Genomic DNA, 23,080 nt, shown 5'->3' on the forward strand with positions numbered 1-23,080 from the left:
CCGCCGTCCCCTCCGCCGCCAACTCCGCCTCGGCCGAGCCCCGATGGCTCCCGTACCGCTGGATACCATCCGCCCTGCTCGCCCGCTCCACCGACCGTCGGTACCACTCCAGCAGCCGCAGCAGCGCCGCCTCCCGCGCCGGGCCGGGCTCGTCCGCCATCGCCATGTCCGCCGCGCACGGCTTGACCAGGTCGTGCAGCCGGTAGCGCCGGGAGGCGGGTTCCGCCACCAGGTTGGCCCGGACCAGCGCGCCGAGCTGTTCCTCCGCCTCCGCGACCGGGCAGCCGGCCAGCGCGGCCACCGCGTCGGCGCCGAAGTCGGCGCCCGGCAGCAGTCCCGCCAGCCGGAAGACGCGCTGCCGCGCCGGGGGCAGCCGCCGGTACGACAGCCCGAGCGCCTGCCGCATCGCGGGATCCGCCGCCGCCCCCGCCCCGTGCAACTGCTCCACCAGCGCCCCGAGCCGCGCCGTCGGCTTCCCCGCCGCATAGCCCGCGCTGAGCCGCAGCGTCAACGGCAGCCGGCCACATGCCCGTACCAGATCAGCCGCCGCCGAGCGCTCCCGCGCCACCCGCTCCGCGCCCACCAGCCCGGCGAGCAACTCGAGCGCCGCGGCGTCGTCCAGTCCGTCGAGTACCGTCTCCCGCGCCCCGTGCCGGGCGGTCAGCTCCGGCAGCCGCTGCCGGCAAGTGATCAGCACCGCGCCGCGGCCGCCGCCCGCCGGGAGCAGCGGGCCGACCTGCGCCGCGTCCGTCACGTCGTCGAGGACGACGAGCACGGCGCGGTCCGCGAGCAGGGTGCGGTAGAGCGCCGCGCGGGCGTCGAGCCCGTACGGAAGCTCGGCCGGCGGATGGCCGAGGACGGACAGGACCCGGGCCAGCGCCTCCCCGGGATCCAGCGGCTCCAGGTGCCGGTCGTGGCCGCGCATGCCGAGAAAGAGGCGTCCGTAGGGGAAGCGGTCGCCCGCGCGATGCGCCCACTGCACGGCGAGCGCCGTCTTGCCCGAGCCCGCGATGCCGCTGACGACAGCGAGGTCGCCGTCCGGCGGGGCGAGCGCGTCCAGTTCGCGCAGCTCGGCGCCGCGGCCGGTGAACCGGTCGGGCGGCTGCGGCAGCCGTAATCGCTCCCCGACCGGCGCGGCCGGCCGGACCGCCACCGGCGTGCGCAGCAACCGCACACCGGCGGCGGACAGTTCGGGCCCGGGCGCGGTGTCCAGGTCGGCGGCGAGGGCGCCGCGAATGGCCTGATACTCCCGCAGCGCCCCCGCCGTGTCCCCGCTGTCCCGGTAGGCGGCGAGCAGCCGCAGCGCCACCTCCTCGTCGTACGGCAGCTCCGCCGCCAGCTCCGCCAGCCGCGGCAGCACCTCGCGCCCGCGCCCGAGCCGCAGCTGGGTGTCGTAGAACTCGATGGCCGCGAGCCGCCGTTCGGCCTCCAGCGCGGCCCGTACGGACCCGATCCGCGCGCCCGCGACATTGCCCAGCGCCTCGCCGGACCACTGCCCGAGCGCCCGGCCCAGCAGCTCCGCCCGGCGCACGTCCCCGCGCTCACCGGCGGCCCGCGCGACGAGCTCCCGGAAGCGGTGCAGGTCAACGGCGCACGGCGCGGCCTGCAGCACATAGCCGCCGTCCCGCCGCTCCAGCCGCAGCCCGGCCCCCGACCCGTTCGCGCCGGCGAGCGCCTTGCGCAGCCGCGCGGCGTATCCGGCGAGCACGTTACGGCCCGAGGCCGGCGGCCTGCCGTCCCAGATCAGCGCGCTGAGCCGGTCCAGAGCGACCACATTCCCGGCATCGACGAGCAGCGCCGCCAGCAGACTCCGCTGGCGCGCATGGCCGACCGGAAGGTCCCGCCCCTCCGCAACGGCACGGACGGGACCCAGCACACGTAAGTCGATCACAGCTCCCCCGAGGCAATAAACGACTCCCCTCAGAGTATTCGCGACCGACGGCCTTTCGGTTCAGTCGCGTCAGCAGTTGTAGTCGACCAGGTCGAAGGTCGCGTAGTGGTCGGCGGTGTAGTAGTCCTCCTGCTGCTCTTCGCCCGTGACGATGCGGCGGGCGCCGCGGTCGTCCGAGCCGGGGGTGATGACCGTGTACTCGTGGTAGTAGCCCTCGCTCTGGTCGGGCAGTTCGCCTTCGCGGTTCTGGAAGACGGTGCCGTCCTGCGGGAACGGGTAGGGGCCGCCGGCCTCGATCAGGTCGAGGGTGTCGTGGGCCTCGGGCGGCAGCGCCGAGTAGCAGATGTCGCCGACCGCGGTGGGGGCGGACTCGTCGGCCTGGGCGACGAGGGCGGTGCCGCCGCCGAGGAAGAGGGCGGAGGAGAGCGCGACTACGGCGCCGATGCGAGTGATGTGGGGGGTGAGTCTCATGCGGGGAATGATGGCGCGACCGGGCTACGAGTCAATGAACATGACATTTACGCGCGTAGTTCTGTGTGATCCGCCGAAGCAACGCGCAGTGGCTGCCCCGAACTTCGTCGGAACAGCCACTTGAGCGAGCGTCAAAACCCTTACGGGCGGGGGATGTTGCGCAGATTCGACCGCGCCATCTCCAGCATCGTCCCGACGCCGCCATCGAGCACCGTGCGGCCGGCCGCCAGCGCGAAGCCCTTCACCTGCTCCAGCGTGACCTTGGACGGGATCGACAGCGCGTTGGGGTCGGTGATCAGCTCCACCAGCGCCGGGCCCTTCGTCGCCAGCGCGTCGCGCAGCGCGCTCGCGATCTCGGTCGGCTTCTCCACCCGCCAGGCCGGGATGCCCACGCCGTGCGCGATCGCCGTGTAGTCCACCGGCGGGTGGTCGGTCCCGTACGCGGGGAGGCCGTCGACCAGCATCTCCAGCTTGACCATGCCGAGCGAGGAGTTGTTGAAGACGATCGTCTTGACCGGCAGGTCGTGCTGCCTGACCGTCACCAGCTCGCCCAGCAGCATGGACAGGCCGCCGTCGCCGGAGAGCGAGATGACCTGCCGCGACGGGTCGGCGGCGGCGGCGCCGATGGCGTGCGGGAGGGCGTTGGCCATGGTGCCGTGGGTGAAGGAGCCGATGACGCGGCGGCGGCCGTTGGGGGTGAGGTAGCGGGCGGCCCAGACGTTGTTCATGCCGGTGTCGACGGTGAAGACCGCGTCGTCGGCGGCGAATTCGTCCAGCAGCCGGGCCGCGTACTCGGGGTGGATCGGGACGTGCTTGTCGACGTTGGAGGTGTAGGCCTCGACCACCTTCGTCAGCAGCCGCTCGTGCTTGCCCAGCATGCTGTCGAGGAAGCGGCGGTCCTTCTTCTGCTCCAGCAGCGGCTGCACGGCGTCCAGCGTCGCCGCCACATCGCCGTGCACGGCCAGCTCCAGCGGGGTGCGGCGGCCCAGCTTCGTGGCGTCCTTGTCGATCTGGATCGTCTTCGCCTGCGGCAGGAAGGCGTCGTACGGGAAGTCGGTGCCGAGGAGCAGCAGCAGGTCGGCCTCGTGCAGCGCGTCGTAGCAGGCGCCGTAGCCGAGCAGGCCGACCATGCCGACGTCGTACGGGTTGTCGAACTGGATCCATTCCTTTCCGCGCAGCGTGTGCCCCACGGGCGCGTGCACGGTGCCGGCGAGCCGCATCACCTGCTGGTGCGCGTCGCGCACCCCCGCACCGGCGAAGACCGCCACCGTCTTCGCGGCGTTGATGTGCCCGGCCAGCTCGCTGACCGACTGCGCGTCCGGGGTGACGGTGCCGGGGCGGATGCACGGGACCGTGCGGTCCGTCGGGTGCGCGGCCGGCTTGTCGGCGATGTCGCCGGGGATGACGAGGACCGAGACGCCGCCCGCCCCGATCGCGTGCTGGGCGGCGATGCGCGCGATGCGCGGCATCTGCTCGGGCTGGGAGACCAGCTCGCAGTAGCCGGAGGCCTCGTCGAAGAGCTTCTCCGGGTGGGTCTCCTGGAAGTAGCCGGTGCCGATCTGGTGCGACGGGATGTGCGAGGCGATGGCGAGCACGGGCGCGCCGCTGCGCTGGGCGTCGTACAGGCCCTGGATCAGATGGGTGTTGCCGGGCCCGCAGGAGCCGGCGCAGGCGGCGAGCTCGCCGGTGACCTGGGCCTCGGCGGCGGCGGCGAAGGCGCCGGCCTCCTCGTTGCGGACGTGCACCCACTCGATCTGGCCGTCGCTGCGCCGGATCGCGTCGACGAGCGGGTTCAGGCTGTCGCCGACCACCCCGTAGATGCGCTTGACTCCGTACTGCAGGAGCACCTCGACCAACTGGTCTGCGACCTTGGGGGTGGACATGCTGCTCTCCTCCGTTAGGGGCTGTCGCGCGCCTTCGATCCTAGATCGCGTACCGGCGGAACGTCCCTTCACCCCTGGCGGCCGCCGGGCTATAGTCGCAAACTAACACCGCTAGTTTTAAGGAGCCGCCCGTGCGTGCCGTCCACTTCGCCGCCGCCCGCCGGACGCCGATCGGGAAGCTGCGCGGGGCGCTTTCCGGCGTCCGTCCCGACGACTTGGCCGCGGGTGTGCTGCGCGGGCTGCTCGCGGATGTGCCGGACCTCGACCCGGCACGTATCGACGACGTCTACTGGGGCGCCGCGAATCAGTCCGGCGAGGACAACCGCAACATCGCCCGGATGGCGGTGCTCCTTGCGGGGCTGCCGGAGTCCGTCCCCGGCGCCACGGTGAACCGGCTGTGTGCGTCCGGCCTGGAGGCGGTCACGACCGCGGCCCGCACCATCGCCGCGGGCGAGGCGGACATCGTGATCGCGGGCGGCTCGGAGTCGATGTCGCGGGCGCCGTTCGTGCTGCCGCGGCCCGACGAGGCCTTCCCGCGCAAGCTGGAGACCTTCGACACCCGGCTGGGGTGGCGGCTGGTCAACCCGAAGATGAAGGACCTGCACGGGCTGCTCGCCATGGGCGAGACGGCCGAGGAAGTGGCGGCGCGGCACGGCGTCTCGCGCGAGCGGCAGGACGCCTTCGCGCTGCGCAGCCAGCAGCGCGCGGCGGCGGCCCGCAAGGACGGCCTCTTCGACGCCGAACTGCTGCCGGTGACGCGGGAGGACGGGTCGGTGGTCGCCGCCGACGAGTCGATCCGGGAGGCGACGTCGGCGGAGCAACTGGCCGGGCTGAAGCCGGTCTTCCGCGCCGGCGGGACCGTCACGGCGGGGAACTCCTCCCCCATGAACGACGGCGCGGCCGGGCTGCTGCTGGTGAGCGAGGAGGCGCTGGCGGAGCTGGGGCTCGAATCGCTGGGCCGGTACGTGGCCGGGGCGAGCGCCGGCGTGCACCCGGATGTGATGGGCATCGGGCCCGTACCGGCGACGGAGAAGGCGCTGCGGCGGGCCGGCTGGTCGGTGGGCGATGTGGCGGAGGCGGAGTTCAACGAGGCGTTCGCGGCCCAGGCCGTCGCCTGCGTCGACGCACTCGGCGTGGACCCCGACCTGGTCAACCCGACCGGCGGCGCCATCGCCCTCGGCCACCCGCTGGGCTGCTCGGGCGCCCGCATCCTGACGACGCTGCTGCACCGGATGCGCCGGAACGAGGCGCGCCGCGGCCTGGCGACGATGTGCGTGGGGGTCGGGCAGGGCACGGCGGTGCTGGTCGAGCGCTAGCCGCGGTGTTACGCGCCCCGGCGGCCCAGGATCGAGATGATCTCGGGACTGCCGGGGCCGTACGGGCTCGCGTCCCAGTCCCCGTAGCGGTCGAGGAGCTCGAGACCGGCCTCGTCCAGGAAGCCGTCCAGCGCCTCGGCGCTCAGGAAGCGCAACCGGCTGTGGCTGACCTCGGGCGCGTCCCAGGCATCGCACTCGTACGTCGCCGAGAAGCTGACGAACTCCCCGTCCGCCGCCGCCCCCTCGGCGCGGCACCGCACGATCCCGTCCGACCCCCTCGCCTCCGAGACGCGGCCGGCGGTCCACTCCCGCCAGGCCTCCACCTCGGGGTTACGGGTCTCGAAGACCACTCGCCCGCCCGGTGCCAGCGCCGCCCGCATCGCGGCCAGCGCACCCCGCACCTCGTCGTCGGTGAGCAGCACCTGGAAGGCGTGACCGGTCATGACGACCAGGTCGAACTCGCCGGCGAAGCCGACCGTGGACAGATCGCCCCGCACCCACTCGACATCCGTACGGGCGCGCCGCGCCACCCCGAGCATCCCGGCCGCCGGATCGAGCCCGGTCAGCCGCCCTGTATGGCCGCCGTCGCGGGCCAGCCGCAGCAGCTCGCCGGTGCCGCAGCCGACGTCGAGGACCGAGCCGGCGTTCCGTACCAGCGGCAGATAGAAGGCGAAGTCGGGGCGGCCCGCGCACATCTCGTCGTAGAGCTCGGCCAGCCGCGGTTCGGCGAAGAGGCGGTCCGGTGTGGTCGTCATCGCGCCCTCACTTCGGGGACGTCGCCGCGAGGCGGACGGCCAGGCCCGCGAAGACCGTGCCGCTGAAGATGTTCAGGCCGCGGTTGAAGCGGCGGCTGCGGCGGATCAGCTGGGAGAGCCGCCCCGCGGCCAGGCCGATCGCGCTGTCGCTCAGCCACCCCATCACCACGATCGTGACGCCCAGGATCATCAGCTGCCCGCCGACGTGGCCCAGATCCGGGTTCACGAACTGCGGCAGGAAGGCGATGTTGAAGACGATCACCTTGGGGTTGAGCAGATTCGTCACCATGCCCTGCCAGAAGGCGCGGCGCCGCCGCGGCGACGGGTCGACGCCCTCGGCCTCCGCCACCACTTCCCCCCGGTCACGGAAGGCCTTCCACGCCAGCCACAGCAGATACGCCGCACCGGCCCAGCGCAGCACGTGGTAGAGCACCGGCAGATTCTCGAACAGCGCCGACAGGCCGAGCGCCGCGGCGACCATATGGACGAGCATTCCCAGCGCCACCCCGGTGGCGGCGAGCACACCGGTGAGCGGACCGCCGCGGCCACCCATCGCCACGATGAACATCATGTCGGGGCCCGGCGCGATGCACAGCGCGAAGGCGGCGGCGAGAAACGCTACATAGAGGTGTGCGTCAACCATGAGGCCGAGCCTTGCAGAATGGCTCCCATGGATCTACGTGTTTTCACCGAGCCCCAGCAGGGCGCCAGCTACGACACCCTCCTCGCCGTCGCCAAGGCCACCGAGGATCTGGGTTACGACGCCTTCTTCCGCTCCGACCACTATCTGAAGATGGGCGACGTCGACGGGAACCCCGGCCCGACCGACGCCTGGATCACCCTGGCCGGACTCGCCCGCGAGACCAGCCGCATCCGCCTGGGCACCCTGATGACCGCCGGCACCTTCCGCCTTCCGGGACCGCTCGCGATCTCGGTGGCGCAGGTGGACCAGATGTCCGGCGGCCGCGTCGAATTCGGCCTCGGCGCCGGGTGGTACGAGGAGGAGCACACGGCGTACGGGATCCCGTTCCCGAAGGAGAAGTTCCCGCGGCTGGAGGAGCAGCTCGCCATCATCACCGGGCTGTGGGAGACCCCGGCCGGCGAGACCTTCTCGTACGACGGCACGCACTACCAGCTGACGGACTCCCCCGCGCTGCCGAAGCCCGCGCAGTCGAAGATCCCGGTCCTGGTCGGCGGCTTCGGCGCCAAGCGGACGCCGGCGCTGGCGGCGCGCTACGCGACCGAGTTCAACCTCCCGTTCGGCTCGCTGGAGGCGTCGAAGGAGCAGTTCGCGCGGGTGCGCGCGGCCGCGGAGGCGGCGGGACGCAAGGCCGACGACCTGACGTACTCCAACGCGCTGATCGTCTGCGTCGGCAAGGACGACGCCGAGGTGGCCCGGCGGGCGGCGGCGATCGGCCGCGATGTCGCCGAGCTCAAGGAGAACGGCATCGCCGGCACCCCGGCCGAGGCCGCGGACAAGCTCGCCCGCTTCGCGGAGATCGGCTCCGAGCGCGTCTACCTGCAGTTCCTGGACCTGACCGACCTGGACCACCTGGAGCTGGTCGCCAAGGAGGTGGCCCCGCAACTGTGAACGGGGTGCGGCTGGTCGAAGAGCACACGATCCTGCGCGTGATCGCGGGATCGCGTGCCTTCGGCCTGGCCACGGACGACTCGGACACCGACCGGCGCGGCGTGTACGTGGCGCCGACGCGCGACTTCTGGCGCCTCGAGAAGCCCCCGCAGCATGTCGAGGGCCCGCTGCCGGAGCAGTTCAGCTGGGAGGTCGAGCGCTTCTGCGAGCTGGCGCTCGCCGCCAACCCGAACATCCTCGAGGTCCTGCACTCCCCGCTGATCGAGCAGTCCACGCCCCTCGGCCACGAACTGCGCGCCCTGGCCCCGGCCTTCCTCTCCCGCGAGGCCCACCGCACCTTCGGCCGCTACGCGGACGCCCAACTGGCGAAGGCCCGCTCCCGGCTGGAACGGGAGGGCGCACCACGCTGGAAACACGTACTGCACCTGCTGCGCCTCCTGATCAGCGGCGAGGCACTGCTGCGCACGGGAACGGTGCACGTCGACGTCGGCGAGCACCGCACCCGCCTGCTCGCCGTCCGCCGCGGCGAGCTCACCTGGCCCGAGGTGGTCGCCTGGCGCGACGACCTCACAACCCGCCTGGACGCGGCCCTGGCCGCCAGCCCGCTGCCGGAGCAGCCCGACCGGGCGGCGGTCGAGCGGTGGCTCATTTCCGTACGGGAAAGGTCCCTCGGGGCCCGGCTCGGCGGGGACTGAGCCGGGCCCCCGTGGTCAGAGCAGGCCCGCGGCTGTCAGGTGCGCGCGGACCTGCTCGACCTCGGCCGGCGACAGGGGGACCTGCGGGTGGGCCGTCGCCGGGCAGGTGATGACGCCGCGGAGGTGCAGCGCTGCTTTGAAGGCGCCGAGTGCGGAGGAGCTCATGCCCATCCGCGCCGGGTCGCCGGCGGTGACCATGCCGAACAGGTCGAGCAGGCGCTCCTGTTCGGTGCGGGCCTTCTCCGCGTCGCCGGAGCGGGCGTATTCGTAGAGGCGGACGTAACCCTGCGGGTCGACGTTCGCCAGGCCCGGCACCGCGCCGTGCGCGCCCATCGCGAGGGCGGCGTCCACCACCGTCTCGGAGCCGGTCAGGACGCTGAAATCAGGCAGCTCGCGGGCCCCCGCGATCACCTTGCGGAACGACGTCTCGTCGCCGCTTGAGTCCTTCAGCCCTGCCAGCACCCCGTCCGCGGCGAGCCGCAGCACCAGCTCCGGATCGAGCTTCGTGTGCACGGACACCGGCAGGTCGTACGCGAAGACCGGTGCGCCGGTGCGGCCCGCCAGCTCCCCGAAGTGCCGCTCGATCTCGGCCGGATGGGTGCGGGTGTAGAACGGCGCGGTGGCCACCAGCGCGTCGGCCCCGCCGGCGAGCGCCGTCCTGGCGTGGTCCAGCACCCGCGGCGTCGTCATGTCGATGACACCCACGAGCACCGGAACCTGCCCGGCGACGTGCCGCACCACCGTGTCCACGACGGTGCGCCGGTGGCCGTCGGGAAGGTAGGCGACCTCCGACGACGAGCCGAGGATGAACAGGCCGTTCACTCCTCCCCCCACCAGGTGATCCACCAGCCTCGTCAGAGACTCGGTGTCCACCTCGTATTCCGGCGTCAGGGGCGTGCAGACGGGCGGTACGACGCCGGTCAGAGGTGCGGGAAGGGTCATGCGCTGTCCTTTGCTTGGGAGACGAGTTCGCGGGTGGTCTCACCGGCGGCGACGGGGTGGTGGCAGCGGTAGCGGTGGGCGGCGCCGGCGCCGTTCGTGGCGAAGTCCGGCATGGTGCGGGCGCATTCGTCCGTCGCCTTCCAGCAGCGGGTACGGAACGGGCAGCCGCTCGGCGGGCGGGTGGCGGACGGCACCGGGCCGATCAGCGGGATCGGTTCGATGGGGTCGAGGAGCCCGGGGGTCGCCGAGAACAGCGCCCGGGTGTACGGGTGCCGGGCCGCGTCGGTGATCTCGGCGGCCGGCGACTCCTCGACGATCTTGCCCAGGTACATCGTGATGACCCGGTCGCTCATCCGCCGCACCGTCTGGATGTCGTGCGAGACGAACACCAGGGCCAGGCCGAGGCGTTCTTTCAGATCCAGCAGGAGATTGAGGATCTGCGCCCGTACGGACACGTCGAGCGCCGACGTCGGCTCGTCCGCGACCACCAGCTCCGGCTCCAGCGCCAGCGCGCGGGCGATGGCCACGCGCTGCCGCTGGCCGCCGGAGAGCTGCCCGGGCAGCGCGTCGGCGAGCACCTTCGGCAGGCCGACCAGGGACATCAGCTCGCGCACCCGCGCCTCCCGCTGCGCGGGCGTGCCGCGGCGGTGGACGTCGAGCGGATCGCGGAGGATCTGCCGGACGGTGAGGCGGCGGTTGAGCGCGGTGGACGGGTCCTGGAAGATCATGCCGGTGCCGGTGCCGACCGCTTGGCGGCGGGCGGCGGGCGGCATGGTCCACAGATCCTTGCCGCGCAGCTCGACCGTGCCCTGGGTGGGCCGCTGCACGCCGACCAGCACCTTGGCGAGGGTCGACTTGCCGCAGCCCGACTCCCCCACGACGCCGACGGTTTCGCCGGCGGCGATGGTGAGGTCGGCGCCGGTGAGCGCGAAGACCCGGTCGCGGGTAAAGAGGCCGCCCGTGCGGGCCTTGTGCACGACATGCGCGTCGCGCAGGGTCAGCAGGTCGGTCATGCTCGTTGCATTCAAGAGAAAGCCTCTCGCTTTTCGATCTGCACCGGCACCGCCGCGATCCGCCCCGCCGGGTGGTGGCAGGCCGCCGAGTGCCGGACGCCGTCGCCGTCGAGCGGCGGCGCCGTGGTGTGGCACACCGTGCTGGCCAGCGGACAGCGGTCGGCGAACCGGCAGCCCTTCGGGAAGTCGGCCGGGGACGGCACGACGCCCTTGATCTGCGTCATCCGCACCGCCGCCGACTCCAGCGACAGCACCGAGCCGAGCAGGCCGCGGGTGTAGTGGTGGGTCGGTGCCTCGACGAGATCCGCGGTCACGCCGGTCTCGACGATCTGGCCGCCGTACATCACCACGACCCGGTCGGTCACGTCCGCGACCAGCGCCAGGTCATGGCTGACCAGGATCAGCGCGAAGTCCAGCTCCTCGCGCAGCCGCAGCAGCAGCTCGATGACCTGCGCCTGGACGGTGACGTCCAGGGCCGTCGTCGGCTCGTCCGCGACGATCAGCTTCGGGTCGCGGGACAGCGCCATGGCGATCAGCACGCGCTGCCGCTGGCCGCCGGAGAGCTCGTGCGGATAGCTCTTCAGCGTGCGCTCGGGGTCGAGGCCGACCAGCTCCAGCAGCTCCTGCGCGGACCTGGTGCCGCCGCGCCGGAGCAGCTGCTTGAGCTGCGCCCGGATCGTCATCGCCGGGTTCAGCGAGGACAGCGCGTCCTGGTAGATCATCGCCATGTCGTGGCCGAGGAGGCGGCGGCGCCGGCTCATCGGCATGCCGACCAGCTCCTGGCCGTCGAAGTGCACGCTGCCGCCGATCCTGGCGCCGGCCGGGTGCAGGCCCATCACGGTCAGCGCGGTCAGCGACTTGCCGCAGCCCGACTCCCCGACCAGGCCGAGGACTTCACCAGGGCGTACGTCGAAGGAGATGCCGTCGACGATGTCGACGCCCTCGTGCCGGTCCGCGAAGCCGATGGCCAGGTCCTTGACCGCCAGCACCGGTTCGCCCTCGGGGAGCGGCCGGGCGCGCTGCCGTATCCGCTGCGCCGCGGTCTCCAGACCGGGCAGCTCCAGCACCTTGCCGGTGCCGGGCTCGGGGGCCTCCAGCTTGTCGGCGGCCTCCGCCTCCTTCTTCACCTCCGCCTTACGGGCGGCCGGGGCGGCCCAGGCGTCGGAGATGCCCTCGGAGAGGATGTTCAGCGCCAGCACCGTGATCACCATGACCAGGCCGGGGAAGATGGTCGCCCACCAGCCCCCGCTGAGCACCATGTTCTTGCCGTCGGCGATGACCGAGCCCCAGGACGGTTCCGGGGGCCGGATGCCGGCGCCGACGAAGGACAGCGAGGCCTCGAAGACGATCGCCTCGGCGACCTGCACGGTGCAGAACACCAGGACCGGGGCGGCGCAGTTGATCGCCACATGCTTGGCGACGATGTGCGGGGTGCGGGCGCCGATCACCCGCTCGGCGATGACATAGTCCTCGCCGTACTGGTCGAGCACGTTCGCCCGTACCACCCGCGCGATCGGCGGGGTGTAGAGGAACGCGATGGAGCCGATCAGCACCGGGATGCTGCCGCCGAAGACGGTGACGAACGTGATCGCCAGGGCGATGCCGGGGAAGGCCATCACCACGTCCAGGACCCGCATGATCGTCTCGTCCACGGCCTTGCGCGAGGTCGCGGCGATCGCGCCCAGGATCGCGCCCACCACGAGGGCGAACAGCGTGGCACCGAGGCCGATCATCAGCGACCAGCGGGCGCCGTACATCAGCCGGCTGAGGATGTCCCGGCCGAGGTGGTCCTGGCCGAGCCAGTGCGAGCCGGAGGGCGCGCCCTCGCCGACGACGTCGTACTGCTCGTACGGGTCGTGCGGGGCGATCAGCGGCGCCAGCAGGGCGACCAGCACGACGGTGGCCATGATGCCCACGGCGACGCGGGACAGCAGCGGCAGCCGGCGCAGCCGGATGCCCGGCCGGGACAGCGCCTCCGTCAGCTTGTTGCGCGTAAAGATCGAGGAGACCATCAGGCAGCTCCCCTCAGCCGCGGATTGACCAGCAGGTACAGCACGTCGATGAGCAGGTTCACGACCACGAAGCCGACCGCCACGGTGATCACGACGCCCTGCACCACCGCCGGGTCGCCGTTCTTGACCGCGGTGATCATCAGCGAGCCCATGCCGGGCAGCGCGAAGATGGTCTCGATCACCACCGCGCCGCCGAGCAGATAGCCGACCCGGAGGCCGAGCACGGTGAGCGGGGTGATGAGCGCGTTGCGCAGCACGTTGCGGCCGACCACGACGACCGGCGGCAGTCCGCTGCCGGTCGCCGTGCGGACGTAATCCTTGTCCAGCTCCTCCACCATCGACGTACGGACGATGCGGGTGAGCTGGGCGGCGACCGGCAGCGACAGCGCGAAGGCCGGCAGCGTCATGGTCTTCAGCCAGCCGGTGAAGGAGTCGGCCGGATTGACGTAGCCGCTGGTCGGGAACCAGCCGGCCCCCACCGCCAGATACTGGATCATCAGCAGCGCCAGCCAGAAGCCGGGCGCGGCCACGCCGATCAGCGAGACCACGCGGATGACCTGGTCCGGCAGCCGGTCGCGGTAGACCGCCGCGATGACGCCGAAGACCAGGGAGAGCACCACGGCGATGCCCAGACCCATGAAGGTGAGCTGCAGGGTCAGCGGCAGCGCGGTGGTGACCTGGTCGAGCACCTCGCCCCGGTTGAGCACGCTGATGCCCATGTCGCCGCGCAGCAGATCGCCGACGAAATTGACATAGCGCACCGGCAGCGGGTCCAGCAGCCCGTTCTCTTCCCGGAATTCGTGCAGTTGCTCCGGCGTGGGATTGCTGCCCTGGAAGTACGCCGAGGTCGGATCGGTGTTCGCGAACCTCATCACGAGGAACACGAACAGCACGATGCCGAGCAGCAGCGGTACCAGCAGGACAATGCGGCGTGCCAGCATCCTGGCGATTGCAGCCACAGTTCTTGTCTCCTAGCTGTTCCGTTCCGTCCCGGGTCCGGCTACGCCGGCTTCGCCTTGAGCAGGTTGACCCCGGGGTACGGCTGCGGCTGGATGCCGGTGATCTTCTTGGCGTCCCAGGCGGTCACCAGCTCGTTGTGGACCACCGGGTAGAGGACCGCGTTCTCCGCCACGACGTCGATGTATTCCTGCGTCATCTGCTTCTTCTTCTCCGCGTCGGCCTCCTTGGTGGCCGCGTCCATCTGCTTGAAGAGCCGCTTGGCGTCGGAGGTGGATCCCCACTTCGAGTACGTGGTCATCCACAGGTTCTTGGGCCCGTAGTTGTACCGCAGGATCAGATCGGCATCGAGGCCGAACTGGTTCGGGTTCGAGGCGGAGGCGACGACCTGGAAGTCCTTCTTCTGGTCCAGCTTGGTGAAGAGGGCGCCCGTCTCCTGGATGTTCAGCTCGGTCTTGACGCCGATCGCGTCCCACGAGGCCTTGATGGTGGGCAGGCACTCGGCGATCCAGCTGACGTTGGACCCGTCGAGGGTGACCTTGAGGTCACTGACGCCGGCGTCCTTGAGCAGCTTCTTCGCCTTGTCCGGGTCGTACGCGTAGACCGTCTTGGCCTTGCGGTACGTGGGGTTGGCCTCGTCGAGGAAGGAGGTGGACGCCTTGCCGTGGCCCTTCAGCGCCGACTTGATCATGCGGTCGGTGTCGATGGCGTAGAACAGCGCCTGCCGCACCCGCACGTCGTCGAACGGCTTGTGCTTGGTGTTGAACATCAGGAACAGGTGGTTCATGCCTGCCCCGCCCTCGACCTTCAGCCCGCCCTTTTCGAGCTGGGAGATGTCGCCGTACGGGATGTTGTCGGAGATCTGCGCGCCGGCGCTGCCGCCGGAGATCTTGGCGACGCGGGCCGGGGCGTCCACGATCGTCAGCCAGTTCATCTTCTTGAAGTTCGCCTTGCGCGGCCCGTTGTAGTCCGCGAACGCCTCGAACTCGGTGTTGGACTTCGGGGTGTGCGAGGTCTGCTTGTACGGGCCGGAGCCGACGGCCTTGCCGGTGATGGCGGCGTCGAGGCCCTTCTTCGAGCCGAAGACGTGCTTCGGCATGATCTTCGCCAGGGTCAGCCGCGCCGCCCCGTCCGGGAACGGGAAGTTCAGGTGCAGCTCGACGGTCTTCTCGTCGACCTTCTTGGCCTCCTTCAGCCAGCCGGCGAGGAAGCTGTTGGCGAGGGTCGGGACGTCCGCGTCGAGCGCCCGCTGGTAGGTGAAGACCACGTCGTCGGCGGTGACCGGCTTGCCGTCGTGCCACTTCGCGCCGTCGCGCAGCGTGAACTTCCACGTGGTGGCGTTCAGGTCGGACGGGATCTCGGTGGCGAGCGCCGCGTAGGGCTTCCGGGTGATCGGGTCGGTGTCCAGCAGGCCCTCGTAGATGTGGTGGTTGCCGGCCACGGCGAAGGCCGACGCCGTCATCAGCGGGTCCCAGGTCTGGTCGTTGCCGTAGCCGATGACCACGGTGAGGTTCTCGCTCGTACCGCCCTTGCCGTCGCCGGCGTCGTTGGTCGACTTGGGGCCGCCGCCGCAGGCGGACAGGGTGGTGGTGATCACACCGGCCGCGCCGAGCGCGCCGGTGTACTTCAGCAGAGTCCGGCGGTCGAAGCCATCGCTCACGGGGTGCCTCCAAGAGGGGGTGCGGGTCGCGCCACGTTCTTCCTGTCCCGAGGGAGAACGTGGGTGGTAGCAGATGGGAGGTCCTACGTCCTATGTCCTAGCGGGCTGAACATAAGAGGTGTCACGACGGCGGGTCAAGAGTCCTGCGGAAGGCGTGATCTGCCGGTGACCAGCGAGGTGTTGGCGCCGGCGGCCGCGAAGCGGCAATACTGCCGCGAATGACCACTTCCCCCGCCCCCTGGAACAGGGCAGAACGCCTCGATCCCACGCGTATCACCGCCGCCGTCCACGCCGCGACGGGCGTCCGCTACGTCGTCGAGGGCCCCTGCCCCGGCGGCGAGGTGGGCGCGGCCTACGTACGCCGCGACGACGGCCACCGGTCCGTACTCACCTGGCGGCCGGGGATCGCGCCGGCCGAGATGCAGGCCGGACCGCTGGCGGTGACCGAGGCGCTGCGCGAGACGGGCTATCCGGCACCGGCGACGGAGCTGGCGGTGCAGCTCGGCGACGATGTGGCGGTGGTGCAGGAGCTGCTGCCCGGCAGCAAGATCGACCTACTGACGCCGGAGCTCCTGGAGCAGGTGCTGGCGTTGCGCGCGCGGCATGTGGGCGCGCTGGAGGGACGGGCCACGATCCCGGGCCGGCCCCTCTATCTGCTGTCATCCGGTCCGGGCTACTGCCTGCACGAGCCGCCGCTCGCCCACAGCACCCGCACGGCGGCACTCGTGCGGCGGGTCCGGGCGATCGGCGAGGAGTACGGGGACGAACTGCCCGGCACCGACGCCGTACACGGAGACTTCCACCCGGGGAACATCCTGCAGGCGGACGGCCTCGTCACCGGCGTCGTCGACTGGGACGGGGCCTCGCGCGGCGACGCGGGCCTCGACCTGGTCAATCTGCGCTTCGGCGTGCACCCGCAGAAGGACGTCGACCCGGCGGTGGTCCACCGGATCGACGCCCTTCTTGATGGTCTAACGCCGTCCGTGCTCCGCCCTGCCTGGGCCCATCTGAGCCTGCGGATGGCGGACTGGGCGATCCGTCACTTCCCCGAGGCGGAGCTGACCGGCTGGCTGGAGCTCGCCGAGTCGCGGCTCTCCGGCTGAACGGCCTCCCGCGCGTGCTCGACGCGCGGCTCCGGGAGGATCCGGGCGAGCCATCGCGGGCACCACCAGTTCGCGTTGCCGAGCAGCGTCATCGTGGCGGGGACCAGCACCATCCGGATGATCGTGGCATCCGCGAGGACCGCGACCGCCATGCCGAAGCCCATCATCTTCACCGTCACGTCCGGGTCGATCGCGAAGCCCGTGAAGACCGCGACCATGATGGCGGCCGCGCTGGTGATCACCCGGCCGGTGGCGGACAGGCCGCGGACCACGCTGCCGTGCGGATCGCGGGTGACCAGCCAGTCCTCCCGTACCCGGGAGAGCAGGAACACCTCGTAGTCCATCGACAGGCCGAACAGCACGGTGAACATCAGCACCGGCACCCAGCTCGACACCGGCACCTCGTGCGGCAGCCCCAGCGCCCGCGCGCCCGCGTCGGACTGGAAGACCGCGGTCATCACGCCGTAGGCGGCGGCCACCGACAGCAGGTTCATGAGCGAGGCTTTCAGCGCCGCCACCGGCGCCCGGAAGAGCACCGTCAGCAGGATCAGCGCCAGCCCGACGACGAACGGGATCACCACCCACAGCCGTTCGGACAGCCGGTCCGAGATGTCCGCGAAGACGGCGACCGTGCCGGTGATCTCGGCGCCGTCCGCGGGCAGCGCGTCCGCGCGCAGCCGGTCGAGCAGTTCGGGCGTGGCCTCGTCCTGGGGGCCGGTCTTGGGGGTCACGTTCAGCACGGCGGCGTCGCGCGCCTCGTTCAGGGCGGGCGGCGCGACGGCCGCGACGCCCGGGTCGGCGGCGAGGTCCTCGCGCAGCCCCGGAAGGCGGTCGGCAGGGATCTTGTCGAGGTCGACGGCGACCTGGAGCGGCCCGTTGGCGCCGGCGCCGTATTCCGCCTCGACGATGTCGTACGCCTGCCGGGTGGTGTTGGACGTCGGCTGGCTGCCCGCGTCCTGCGGCCAGGTGCGCATGCCGAGCAGCGGCGCGGCGAGCGCCAGCAGCACGACCAGGGCGCCGAGCGCCGCCGGGATCGGGCGGCGGACCACGGCGCGGGCCCAGCGCTCGGTGAGCGGGCTGCGCTTCGGCTTGCCGGTCTTACGGGTCGTGAGCCCGAGCCGCTCCGCCTTCGGCAGCAGCCGCCGCCCGGCGAGCCCGCACAGCGCCGGGACGAGGGTGAGGGCCGCGGCCATCACGGCGCCGACGGCGGCGAAGGTCGCGTAACCGAAGGACGCATAGACCGGCAGCCCGGTCAGCCGCAGGCCGAAGAGGCACAGCAGCACGGTGATGCCCGCAATGACGACGGAGGCACCCGCGGTCGCCGTCGCCTCGGCCGCCGCGGCGCGCGGGGTGAGGCCGCGGCGCAGGCCCTCGGTCTGGCGGGCGACGAGCAGCAGCGCGTAGTCGATGCCGACGCCGAGGCCGACCATGGTGGCGACGGTCGGCGCGATGGTGCTGACGTCCATGGCGGCGGACAGCAGCGTCACGATGGCCGTGCCGAGGGCGAGTCCGGCGAGGGCGACGACGAGCGGCAGACCCGCGGCGGTGAGCGAGCGCAGCGCGAGCAGCAGGATGATGAGCGCGGCGGCGAAGCCGATGGCCTCGGCGGTGCCGCTGGGCTTGGTGATGTTCTCCGGGACCTGGCCGCCGAGTTCGACGTCGAGCCCGGCCCGCTCCGCCGGCTCGGCGGCGTCGCGGAGGGCGTCGGTGCCCTCGCTGCCCTTGAAGTCGGTGACCGGGATGTCGTAACTGACGGAGATCAGCGCGGTGTCGCCGTCGCGCGAGAGCTGCGGGCGGTCGACGGCGGCGGCGCCCTCGATCTTGGTGAGGCGCTCGCGCACGTCCTCGAGGACGGGTGCCTTGAGCCGGCCGCCGTCCGCGTCGTGGACGATGACGCGGGCGTTGGTGCCGGACATCTCCGGGAAGCGCTCGGTGAGGAAGTCCGTGCCCGCCTGGGAGGGTGTGTCGGGCACGGTGTAGTCGTCCTGGGGGGTGCCGCCGAAGGTCGTCATCAGGGCGACGGCGGCGGCGATGGTGAGCAGCCAGGCGGAGATGGTGCGCCATGGGTGTGCGGCGGCTGCGCCGCCTAGGCGGCCGAGCAGGCGGGACATGGGGTTCCCCTCCGGGGGTGGTCCGGGTGTTCTTGCGGACCACCCTGCGGGTGGGGCTTTGGCGGTGGCTTGGGAGTCGCTTGGAGTCCCGGGCCGGTCCGGGGCCCGGCCCGGGACGGCTCCCTCAGCCGCAGCCGTTGTCGCTGGTCAGCGACTCCTGGCCGTATTCCGGCGGATACGGCAGCGGGGTGCCGGCGATGGTGATGTCCTGGCCCTCGCCGTTGAGCAGCTGCTCGTAGTGCTGGTGCGCGCCGGTGACATTGCCCGTGGCGCCCGTGGTGCCGATCTGCTGGCCCTGGGCCACCTGAGCGCCGTCGTCGACGGAGAAGGCGTCCAGGTGGAAGTAGTACGTCTGCCAGCCGTCGCCGTGGTCGATGACGATGTAGTTGCCGGCGCCGCCGTCCTCGACGTGCCGGGTGGCGGTGCCGGCGGCCGAGGCCAGCACCGGGGCACCGGCCGTCTCGCCGTCGTTGCGGACGAAGTCCAGGGCGCGGCGCACCTCGGCGGAGTGGTGGCTGTAGGTCCACGACTGGCCGCAGGGGAACGGGGCCCTGAAGTCGGGCGCGGCCTTGGGGTCCTCGCCCGCGACGGCGGTGGCGCCCAGGCCGAGCAGGGCCACCAGCGCGGCGATCACGGCCAGCAGCAGCGGCCGCCTGCGGGTGCTGCGGCGGCGGCTCACGGGATCGGCTCCACGGACGGGCCTTCAGCGGCGAGCAGATCGCGGGCGAACTGCTCCCACTGCGCGTACCGGTCGGGATAGGCGGAGACCTGCACCGCCTGGCAGACGTCGCCCGGCGGCATGGTCTCCCAGCCGTCGATCTGGATCAGCCCCGGATTGCTGCCGAAGTCGGCGACCCCGTAGAAGGACTTCGAGGACGTCGGCACGTGCGTGATCTGCTCGGGGGTGCCCCAGCCGGTGCTGGGCCGCTGCTGGAAGATGCCCAGCGAGTCGTGGTCGACCGGCTCGAGGTAGTTGACGAACTTCGACTCCTGCATGGCCGTCATCAGGGCGATGACGATGCCCTGTTCCGGTATCGAGGCACCCTTGCCGACGCCGATGACGGTGCGGGCGTTCTCGCGCTCCGCGGGGCCGAGGTCGGCGGGCGACTGGAAGGTCTGCAGCAGCTCGGCATTGGGCGCCTGCTGCAGCTCGGCGGCCGTCTTCGCGTCCATCTTCCCGGTCTGCTTCAGCCCGTGCCGCTCCTGGAACCACTTCAGGCCGTGGCCGTTGTCCGAGGCGCTGGCGCTCGGCGGCGCCGCCTCGGTCGCGGCGGGGACGGCGAACATGCCGACCGCGGCGGCGAGCACGGCGGCGGGTATCGCGGTTCTGGTCCGTATGCGCACCTGAGACTCCTTAGTCCGGTGGGGGGTGTGCACAGCCGGACCAGAGTGGTGAGCGCGCCGAGTGCGGCGCAAACAATGAAAGCCTGTGATTACGGCCGGAGTTCGCCCCGCTCCGCACTGCGCAGCAGCAGCTGCCCCTCCTGGGTGGCGACGTGGAAGGACCGGCCGCCGCGCCGCACGGTCATGACCAGCCCGGCATCCCGCAGCACGCTCACATGCCGGCTGACCGCGGGGTGGGTGACGTCGAGGAGCCGGGCCAGCTCGACGGTGGAGCAGCCGGTGGCGGCGGCCCGCAGCACCGCCGCCCGGGTGTGCCCGAGCAGCGCGCCGAGCGCACCGTCACCCGCGCCTGAGCGGTCGCCGGGCCGCGGCAGCGCCCAGTCGGGGGTGTGCTCGATCGGGTAGACCAGCACGGGCGGCAGCCCCGGGTCGGCGAGGGTGAACGGGCGCGGCCAGCAGAAGAACGACGGCACCAGCGTCAGCCCGCGCCCGTCCAGCTGGATCTCGTGCTCGACCGGATACGCGGCCTCCAGCACCGGCGGCCGCCAGCTGACGGTCGGCCCGAGCCCGGCCAGCAGGCCGTCCGTACCGCCGTCGAGGAGGTCGTGCAGCCGCTGGATGCGGTCGGCGTCGATGTGCGCGTGGATGCGCCGCCAGTACGGGGCGATCGCCGTGTGGTGGTACGCCTGCATGGCCTGGGCGAGGCGGCGCAGCGCGGCGCTGTCGCCGCCGGCCATGGAGACGGCCCAGCGCGGCAGTTCGCGGTACGCGGCCATGCGCGCGAGATCGGCGCGCAGCCGCGGGCGCGGGGTGCGGAGCAGCGTATCGACCGCCGACTGCAGGGTGCCGCGGTCGCCGCGGGTCGGGGTGAGGAAGTCCGGGGAGTAGCCGCTGGGCGGCAGCAGGTGGGACAGCAGCCGACCGCTGTCCGCGACCCGCGGCCGGGCCCAGCGCCGCCATTCGCCGAACACCCGGGCGCCGTCCCGGCGTTGCAGCGTCTGCATGCTGTTGGTGATCTCCCAGAGGAAGTCGGGACGCGCCGCGACGCGCACCCGAGCAAGGTCTTCGGCCGTGAAATGCACCCGAAGCATTGCCCCTCCACATCCGGTACCGGTTGACCTGGACACACCAGGCGAACGCCGAACGGTGGTGCTGTCAAGGGCTCAGCCGTCGGTGAGGCGGGCCAGTGACTCGCGTGCTTGGGTCTCCCACCACGGGGACTCCCAGCTGCGGGCCACCTCGACCGCGCGCTCGTAGTGGTCGCGGGCCTCCGCCGGACGGTCGAGGAAGAGGGCGAGTTCGGCCATGGTCAGGGCGACCGGGCGGAGCGCCAGGGCCACGCTGCCTGCGCCGATCATCTGGTGCCGGACCGGCCGGAGTTGTTCCAGGAGCTCCTCCGCCTCGTCGCGTTCGCGCAGGTCGAGGGCGGCGTGGGCGCGGATGGCGAGGAAGAGGGAGTAGAAGAAGTCGCGGCGGATCGGCGGTCGTTCGGCCCGCGCCTCGCGGGCCCCCGCCTCGTCGCCGGCCGCGACCAGGGAGATGGCGAGCGCGTCGCCCACCAGCGGCCCGTACTGCTTCTGCGCCGCCCGTAGCAGCGGCAGCCCCTCCGCCGCCCGCCCCCGCAGCCACAGCAGCGAGAAGCCGACGATCGTCTCCAGGCCGTCGGTGTGCAGGGCGCCGTTGGCGCGCATCCGGCGCGTGGCCTCACCGTACAAGCGCTCCGCCTCGTCCAGCCGGCCGGCCGCCATCTCCAGCGCCGCCTGCTGGACCAGGACGATGGCCGCCGGGTCGCTGAGCCGGTGGGTCTCGGCGATCTCCCGGCCGCGTTCCATGTGCCGGCGCATCGCGGGCAGGTCGCCGCGGAAAGCGGCGCTGCCGGTGGCCACGTACTCGGCGACGAACCCGTACGCCGGCAGCTCGTGCGCCGCGGCGAGCTCCGCCAGCTCGGCGGCGATTTGCTCCCGCGGGCTCTGCTCGAACTCCCACTCCGAGACCCGGCTGAGCGTGGCCAGCGCCTGCGCGAGCAGCACCGGTTCGCCGAGGGTACGGGCCAGGCGTACGGCCTCGGCGGCCGCGTCGTGCGCCGCGCCCGCGCCGTCGGCGTCGAGGGCGGAGGCGAGGGCGTCGAGGAGCCGGCAGCGGGTGGTGGGCGGCAGGTCGTCGCGGGCGAGGAGGCGGTGCAGGGCGTCGGCGGGGCGGGTGTCGGGGCTGCCGTAGTCGCGGTTCTCCCAGACGGTGGGCTCGGTCCAGGAGGTGAGCGCCTCGATGAGCAGGTCCTGGCGGTCGTACTCCTCGGCCACGTCCATCGCGCGGGCGCGGGTGGCGCGGGCGTCGGTGACGCGGCCGCCGCGGATCTGCGCGCGCAGCAGGCGGCCGAGTACGTCCACGAGGCGGGCCGGGACGTCCTCGCCGGGGAAGGCGGCGGGGTGTTCCGCCAGGCAGCGGGCGGCGCGGGCGAGCAGCCCGGCGGCGGTGTCGTGGGCGTAGCGGCGACCGGCCAGGTCGGCGGCGCGCAGCGCGTACTCCACGGCGGGGCGGGCGGTGTCGGCGGAGGGCGCCTGGAGGTAGTGGTGGGCGAGGGCGGAGACGTCGTCCGGGCGCAGCTCACGCAGGGCGGCGGCGATGCGGGTGTGCATACGGGCGCGGCGCAGCCGGGTGAGGTCGGCGTGGAGCGTGTCGCGCACGAGCGCGTGGGTGAAACGCACGCGCCCGTCGGCGGGTTCGGTGAGCAGCCCCGCCTCGACGCCCGCGTCGAGGGCGTCGAGAACGGTGTCCTCGTCGGCGTCGGCGGCCCGGATGAGGACCTCGGCGTCGGCTTCCCGCCCGGCGACGGCGAGCAGGCGGAGGACGGCGAGCGCGGGCGCCTGCAGCCGCTCGAAGCGACGCCGCAGCACGTCGCGTACGCCCTCGGGGACGTCACCGGGCACGTAGGCCCCGGCGTCGGCGACCATGCGCGCACTCTCGAGCAGAAAGAACGGATTCCCCGCAGCCCGCTCGGCGAGCGCGGCAGCCGCCTCGGCGGACACTCCGGTCACGCTCCGGACCAGCCGCACTGCGTCTTTCTGCGCAAGCCCGGCAAGCGGCAGCCGAAGCGGGGTACGACGGGCGAGCCGGGCGTGCACGGCGGTGAGATCGCCCTCGTCGGGCCGGTAGGCGGCGATGAGCAGCAGCGGGCGGTCGGTGACTTCCTCGGCGACGGCAGCGAGGAGGGCGAGGGTCTCGCTGTCGGCGCGGTGCAGATCGTCGAGCACGAGGGCGAGGGGGCGCTCGGCGGCGACGGCGGCGAGCCAGGCGCAGACGGCGCGGTGGAGGCGAAAGCGGTCGGTGGGTGGGGGG

At 72.3% G+C, this 23,080-nt stretch carries 18 protein-coding genes and 1 pseudogene; 4 read left to right on the forward strand and 15 right to left on the reverse strand.

Translation table 11 applies throughout. The annotated features are described in order from the left end of the window. The 3 genes from G5C51_RS43210 to G5C51_RS24380 form a co-directional block, all read right to left on the reverse strand. Positions 1-1,891: AfsR/SARP family transcriptional regulator (locus tag G5C51_RS43210; RefSeq protein WP_338118287.1), on the reverse strand; the 1,891-nt coding region annotated here is incomplete at its 3' end. Between the two features lie 69 nt (positions 1,892-1,960). Beyond that, positions 1,961-2,362: a guanyl-specific ribonuclease gene (locus G5C51_RS24375; protein WP_165240334.1), complete on the reverse strand. Its 402-nt coding sequence runs from the start codon at positions 2,360-2,362 to the stop codon at positions 1,961-1,963. 140 nt (positions 2,363-2,502) lie between these two features. Further along, positions 2,503-4,245: a pyruvate dehydrogenase gene (locus tag G5C51_RS24380; RefSeq protein ID WP_165240335.1), complete on the reverse strand. Its 1,743-nt coding sequence runs from the start codon at positions 4,243-4,245 to the stop codon at positions 2,503-2,505. 131 nt (positions 4,246-4,376) lie between these two features. On the opposite strand from G5C51_RS24380, the gene G5C51_RS24385 reads away from it, so the two are divergent. After that, entirely contained in the window at positions 4,377-5,561 is a 1,185-nt protein-coding gene (locus G5C51_RS24385) for an acetyl-CoA C-acyltransferase (RefSeq protein ID WP_165240336.1), read from the forward strand. An 8-nt stretch (positions 5,562-5,569) separates the two neighbouring features. Here the strand turns inward: G5C51_RS24385 and G5C51_RS24390 are convergent, their stop codons facing one another. Both G5C51_RS24390 and G5C51_RS24395 read right to left on the reverse strand, forming a co-directional pair. Beyond that, positions 5,570-6,316: a class I SAM-dependent methyltransferase gene (locus G5C51_RS24390; protein ID WP_165240337.1), complete on the reverse strand. Its 747-nt coding sequence runs from the start codon at positions 6,314-6,316 to the stop codon at positions 5,570-5,572. 7 nt (positions 6,317-6,323) lie between these two features. Then, positions 6,324-6,959: a LysE family translocator gene (locus tag G5C51_RS24395; protein ID WP_165240338.1), complete on the reverse strand. Its 636-nt coding sequence runs from the start codon at positions 6,957-6,959 to the stop codon at positions 6,324-6,326. A gap of 27 nt (positions 6,960-6,986) precedes the next feature. Between G5C51_RS24395 and G5C51_RS24400 the strand changes: the two genes are divergently transcribed. Next, on the forward strand, positions 6,987-7,907 hold the full coding sequence (locus G5C51_RS24400) for an LLM class F420-dependent oxidoreductase (protein WP_165240339.1): 921 nt from the start codon (positions 6,987-6,989) through the stop codon (positions 7,905-7,907). After that, positions 7,904-8,602, forward strand: a complete 699-nt coding sequence (locus tag G5C51_RS24405; protein ID WP_165240340.1) for a DNA polymerase beta superfamily protein — start codon at positions 7,904-7,906, stop codon at positions 8,600-8,602. Before G5C51_RS24400 ends, G5C51_RS24405 begins: the two co-directional genes overlap by 4 nt. A 15-nt stretch (positions 8,603-8,617) precedes the next feature. Here G5C51_RS24405 and G5C51_RS24410 read toward each other — a convergent pair whose 3' ends face one another. The 5 genes from G5C51_RS24410 to G5C51_RS24430 are packed head-to-tail and all read right to left on the reverse strand — an operon-like array spanning position 8,618 to position 15,186. Beyond that, positions 8,618-9,544 carry a dihydrodipicolinate synthase family protein gene (locus tag G5C51_RS24410; protein ID WP_165240341.1) on the reverse strand — a complete coding sequence of 309 codons (927 nt, stop codon included), beginning with the start codon at positions 9,542-9,544 and terminating at the stop codon, positions 8,618-8,620. Next, on the reverse strand, positions 9,541-10,557 hold the full coding sequence (locus tag G5C51_RS24415) for an oligopeptide/dipeptide ABC transporter ATP-binding protein (RefSeq protein WP_165240342.1): 1,017 nt from the start codon (positions 10,555-10,557) through the stop codon (positions 9,541-9,543). Before G5C51_RS24415 ends, G5C51_RS24410 begins: the two co-directional genes overlap by 4 nt. Positions 10,558-10,568: 11 nt before the next feature. Then, positions 10,569-12,569, reverse strand: coding sequence for a dipeptide/oligopeptide/nickel ABC transporter permease/ATP-binding protein (locus G5C51_RS24420; RefSeq protein ID WP_165240343.1), 2,001 nt, complete (start codon positions 12,567-12,569; stop codon positions 10,569-10,571). Continuing rightward, positions 12,569-13,510, reverse strand: a complete 942-nt coding sequence (locus G5C51_RS24425) for an ABC transporter permease (RefSeq protein ID WP_206314272.1) — start codon at positions 13,508-13,510, stop codon at positions 12,569-12,571. Before G5C51_RS24425 ends, G5C51_RS24420 begins: the two co-directional genes overlap by 1 nt. Before the next feature lie 59 nt (positions 13,511-13,569). Next, positions 13,570-15,186 carry an ABC transporter substrate-binding protein gene (locus tag G5C51_RS24430; RefSeq protein ID WP_338118288.1) on the reverse strand — a complete coding sequence of 539 codons (1,617 nt, stop codon included), beginning with the start codon at positions 15,184-15,186 and terminating at the stop codon, positions 13,570-13,572. Between the two features lie 218 nt (positions 15,187-15,404). Here G5C51_RS24430 and G5C51_RS24435 point away from each other — a divergent pair, with 218 nt between their 5' ends. After that, positions 15,405-16,289 (forward strand): phosphotransferase enzyme family protein, encoded by an 885-nt coding sequence (locus tag G5C51_RS24435; RefSeq protein WP_206314273.1) that lies wholly within the window; start codon positions 15,405-15,407, stop codon positions 16,287-16,289. On the opposite strand, the gene G5C51_RS24440 is transcribed toward G5C51_RS24435, so the two are convergent. The 5 genes and pseudogenes from G5C51_RS24440 to G5C51_RS24460 all read right to left on the reverse strand — a co-directional run. Continuing rightward, positions 16,226-18,400 carry an MMPL family transporter gene (locus G5C51_RS24440; RefSeq protein WP_165240345.1) on the reverse strand — a complete coding sequence of 725 codons (2,175 nt, stop codon included), beginning with the start codon at positions 18,398-18,400 and terminating at the stop codon, positions 16,226-16,228. The two genes, G5C51_RS24435 and G5C51_RS24440, sit on opposite strands and share 64 nt — an antisense overlap. Before the next feature lie 127 nt (positions 18,401-18,527). Further along, a pseudogene (locus G5C51_RS24445) lies at positions 18,528-19,079 on the reverse strand (M23 family metallopeptidase); the annotation flags it as partial. Continuing rightward, positions 19,076-19,687 carry a peptidoglycan-binding domain-containing protein gene (locus G5C51_RS24450; protein WP_206314276.1) on the reverse strand — a complete coding sequence of 204 codons (612 nt, stop codon included), beginning with the start codon at positions 19,685-19,687 and terminating at the stop codon, positions 19,076-19,078. The pseudogene G5C51_RS24445 and the gene G5C51_RS24450, both read right to left, overlap by 4 nt. Positions 19,688-19,833: 146 nt before the next feature. Continuing rightward, on the reverse strand, positions 19,834-20,835 hold the full coding sequence (locus tag G5C51_RS24455; protein WP_165240346.1) for an ArsR/SmtB family transcription factor: 1,002 nt from the start codon (positions 20,833-20,835) through the stop codon (positions 19,834-19,836). Positions 20,836-20,907: 72 nt separating this feature from the next. Further along, positions 20,908-23,080: ATP-binding protein (locus tag G5C51_RS24460; RefSeq protein ID WP_420824850.1), on the reverse strand; the 2,173-nt coding region annotated here is incomplete at its 5' end.

It is taken from the genome of Streptomyces coryli, from assembly GCF_011044975.1.
Lineage (GTDB): Bacteria > Actinomycetota > Actinomycetes > Streptomycetales > Streptomycetaceae > Streptomyces > Streptomyces coryli.

Bases quoted from the DNA above. Each gene is read 5' to 3' on its own strand.
- G5C51_RS24375 (WP_165240334.1), bottom strand. From the start codon at position 2,362: ATGAGACTCACCCCCCACATCACTCGCATCGGCGCCGTAGTCGCGCTC.
- G5C51_RS24380 (WP_165240335.1), bottom strand. From the start codon at position 4,245: ATGTCCACCCCCAAGGTCGCAGACCAGTTGGTCGAGGTGCTCCTGCAG.
- G5C51_RS24390 (WP_165240337.1), bottom strand. From the start codon at position 6,316: ATGACGACCACACCGGACCGCCTCTTCGCCGAACCGCGGCTGGCCGAG.
- G5C51_RS24395 (WP_165240338.1), bottom strand. From the start codon at position 6,959: ATGGTTGACGCACACCTCTATGTAGCGTTTCTCGCCGCCGCCTTCGCG.
- G5C51_RS24400 (WP_165240339.1), top strand. From the start codon at position 6,987: ATGGATCTACGTGTTTTCACCGAGCCCCAGCAGGGCGCCAGCTACGAC.
- G5C51_RS24410 (WP_165240341.1), bottom strand. From the start codon at position 9,544: ATGACCCTTCCCGCACCTCTGACCGGCGTCGTACCGCCCGTCTGCACG.
- G5C51_RS24415 (WP_165240342.1), bottom strand. From the start codon at position 10,557: ATGACCGACCTGCTGACCCTGCGCGACGCGCATGTCGTGCACAAGGCC.
- G5C51_RS24420 (WP_165240343.1), bottom strand. From the start codon at position 12,569: ATGGTCTCCTCGATCTTTACGCGCAACAAGCTGACGGAGGCGCTGTCC.
- G5C51_RS24425 (WP_206314272.1), bottom strand. From the start codon at position 13,510: ATGCTGGCACGCCGCATTGTCCTGCTGGTACCGCTGCTGCTCGGCATC.
- G5C51_RS24435 (WP_206314273.1), top strand. From the start codon at position 15,405: ATGACCACTTCCCCCGCCCCCTGGAACAGGGCAGAACGCCTCGATCCC.
- G5C51_RS24440 (WP_165240345.1), bottom strand. From the start codon at position 18,400: ATGTCCCGCCTGCTCGGCCGCCTAGGCGGCGCAGCCGCCGCACACCCA.
- G5C51_RS24450 (WP_206314276.1), bottom strand. From the start codon at position 19,687: ATGTTCGCCGTCCCCGCCGCGACCGAGGCGGCGCCGCCGAGCGCCAGC.
- G5C51_RS24455 (WP_165240346.1), bottom strand. From the start codon at position 20,835: ATGCTTCGGGTGCATTTCACGGCCGAAGACCTTGCTCGGGTGCGCGTC.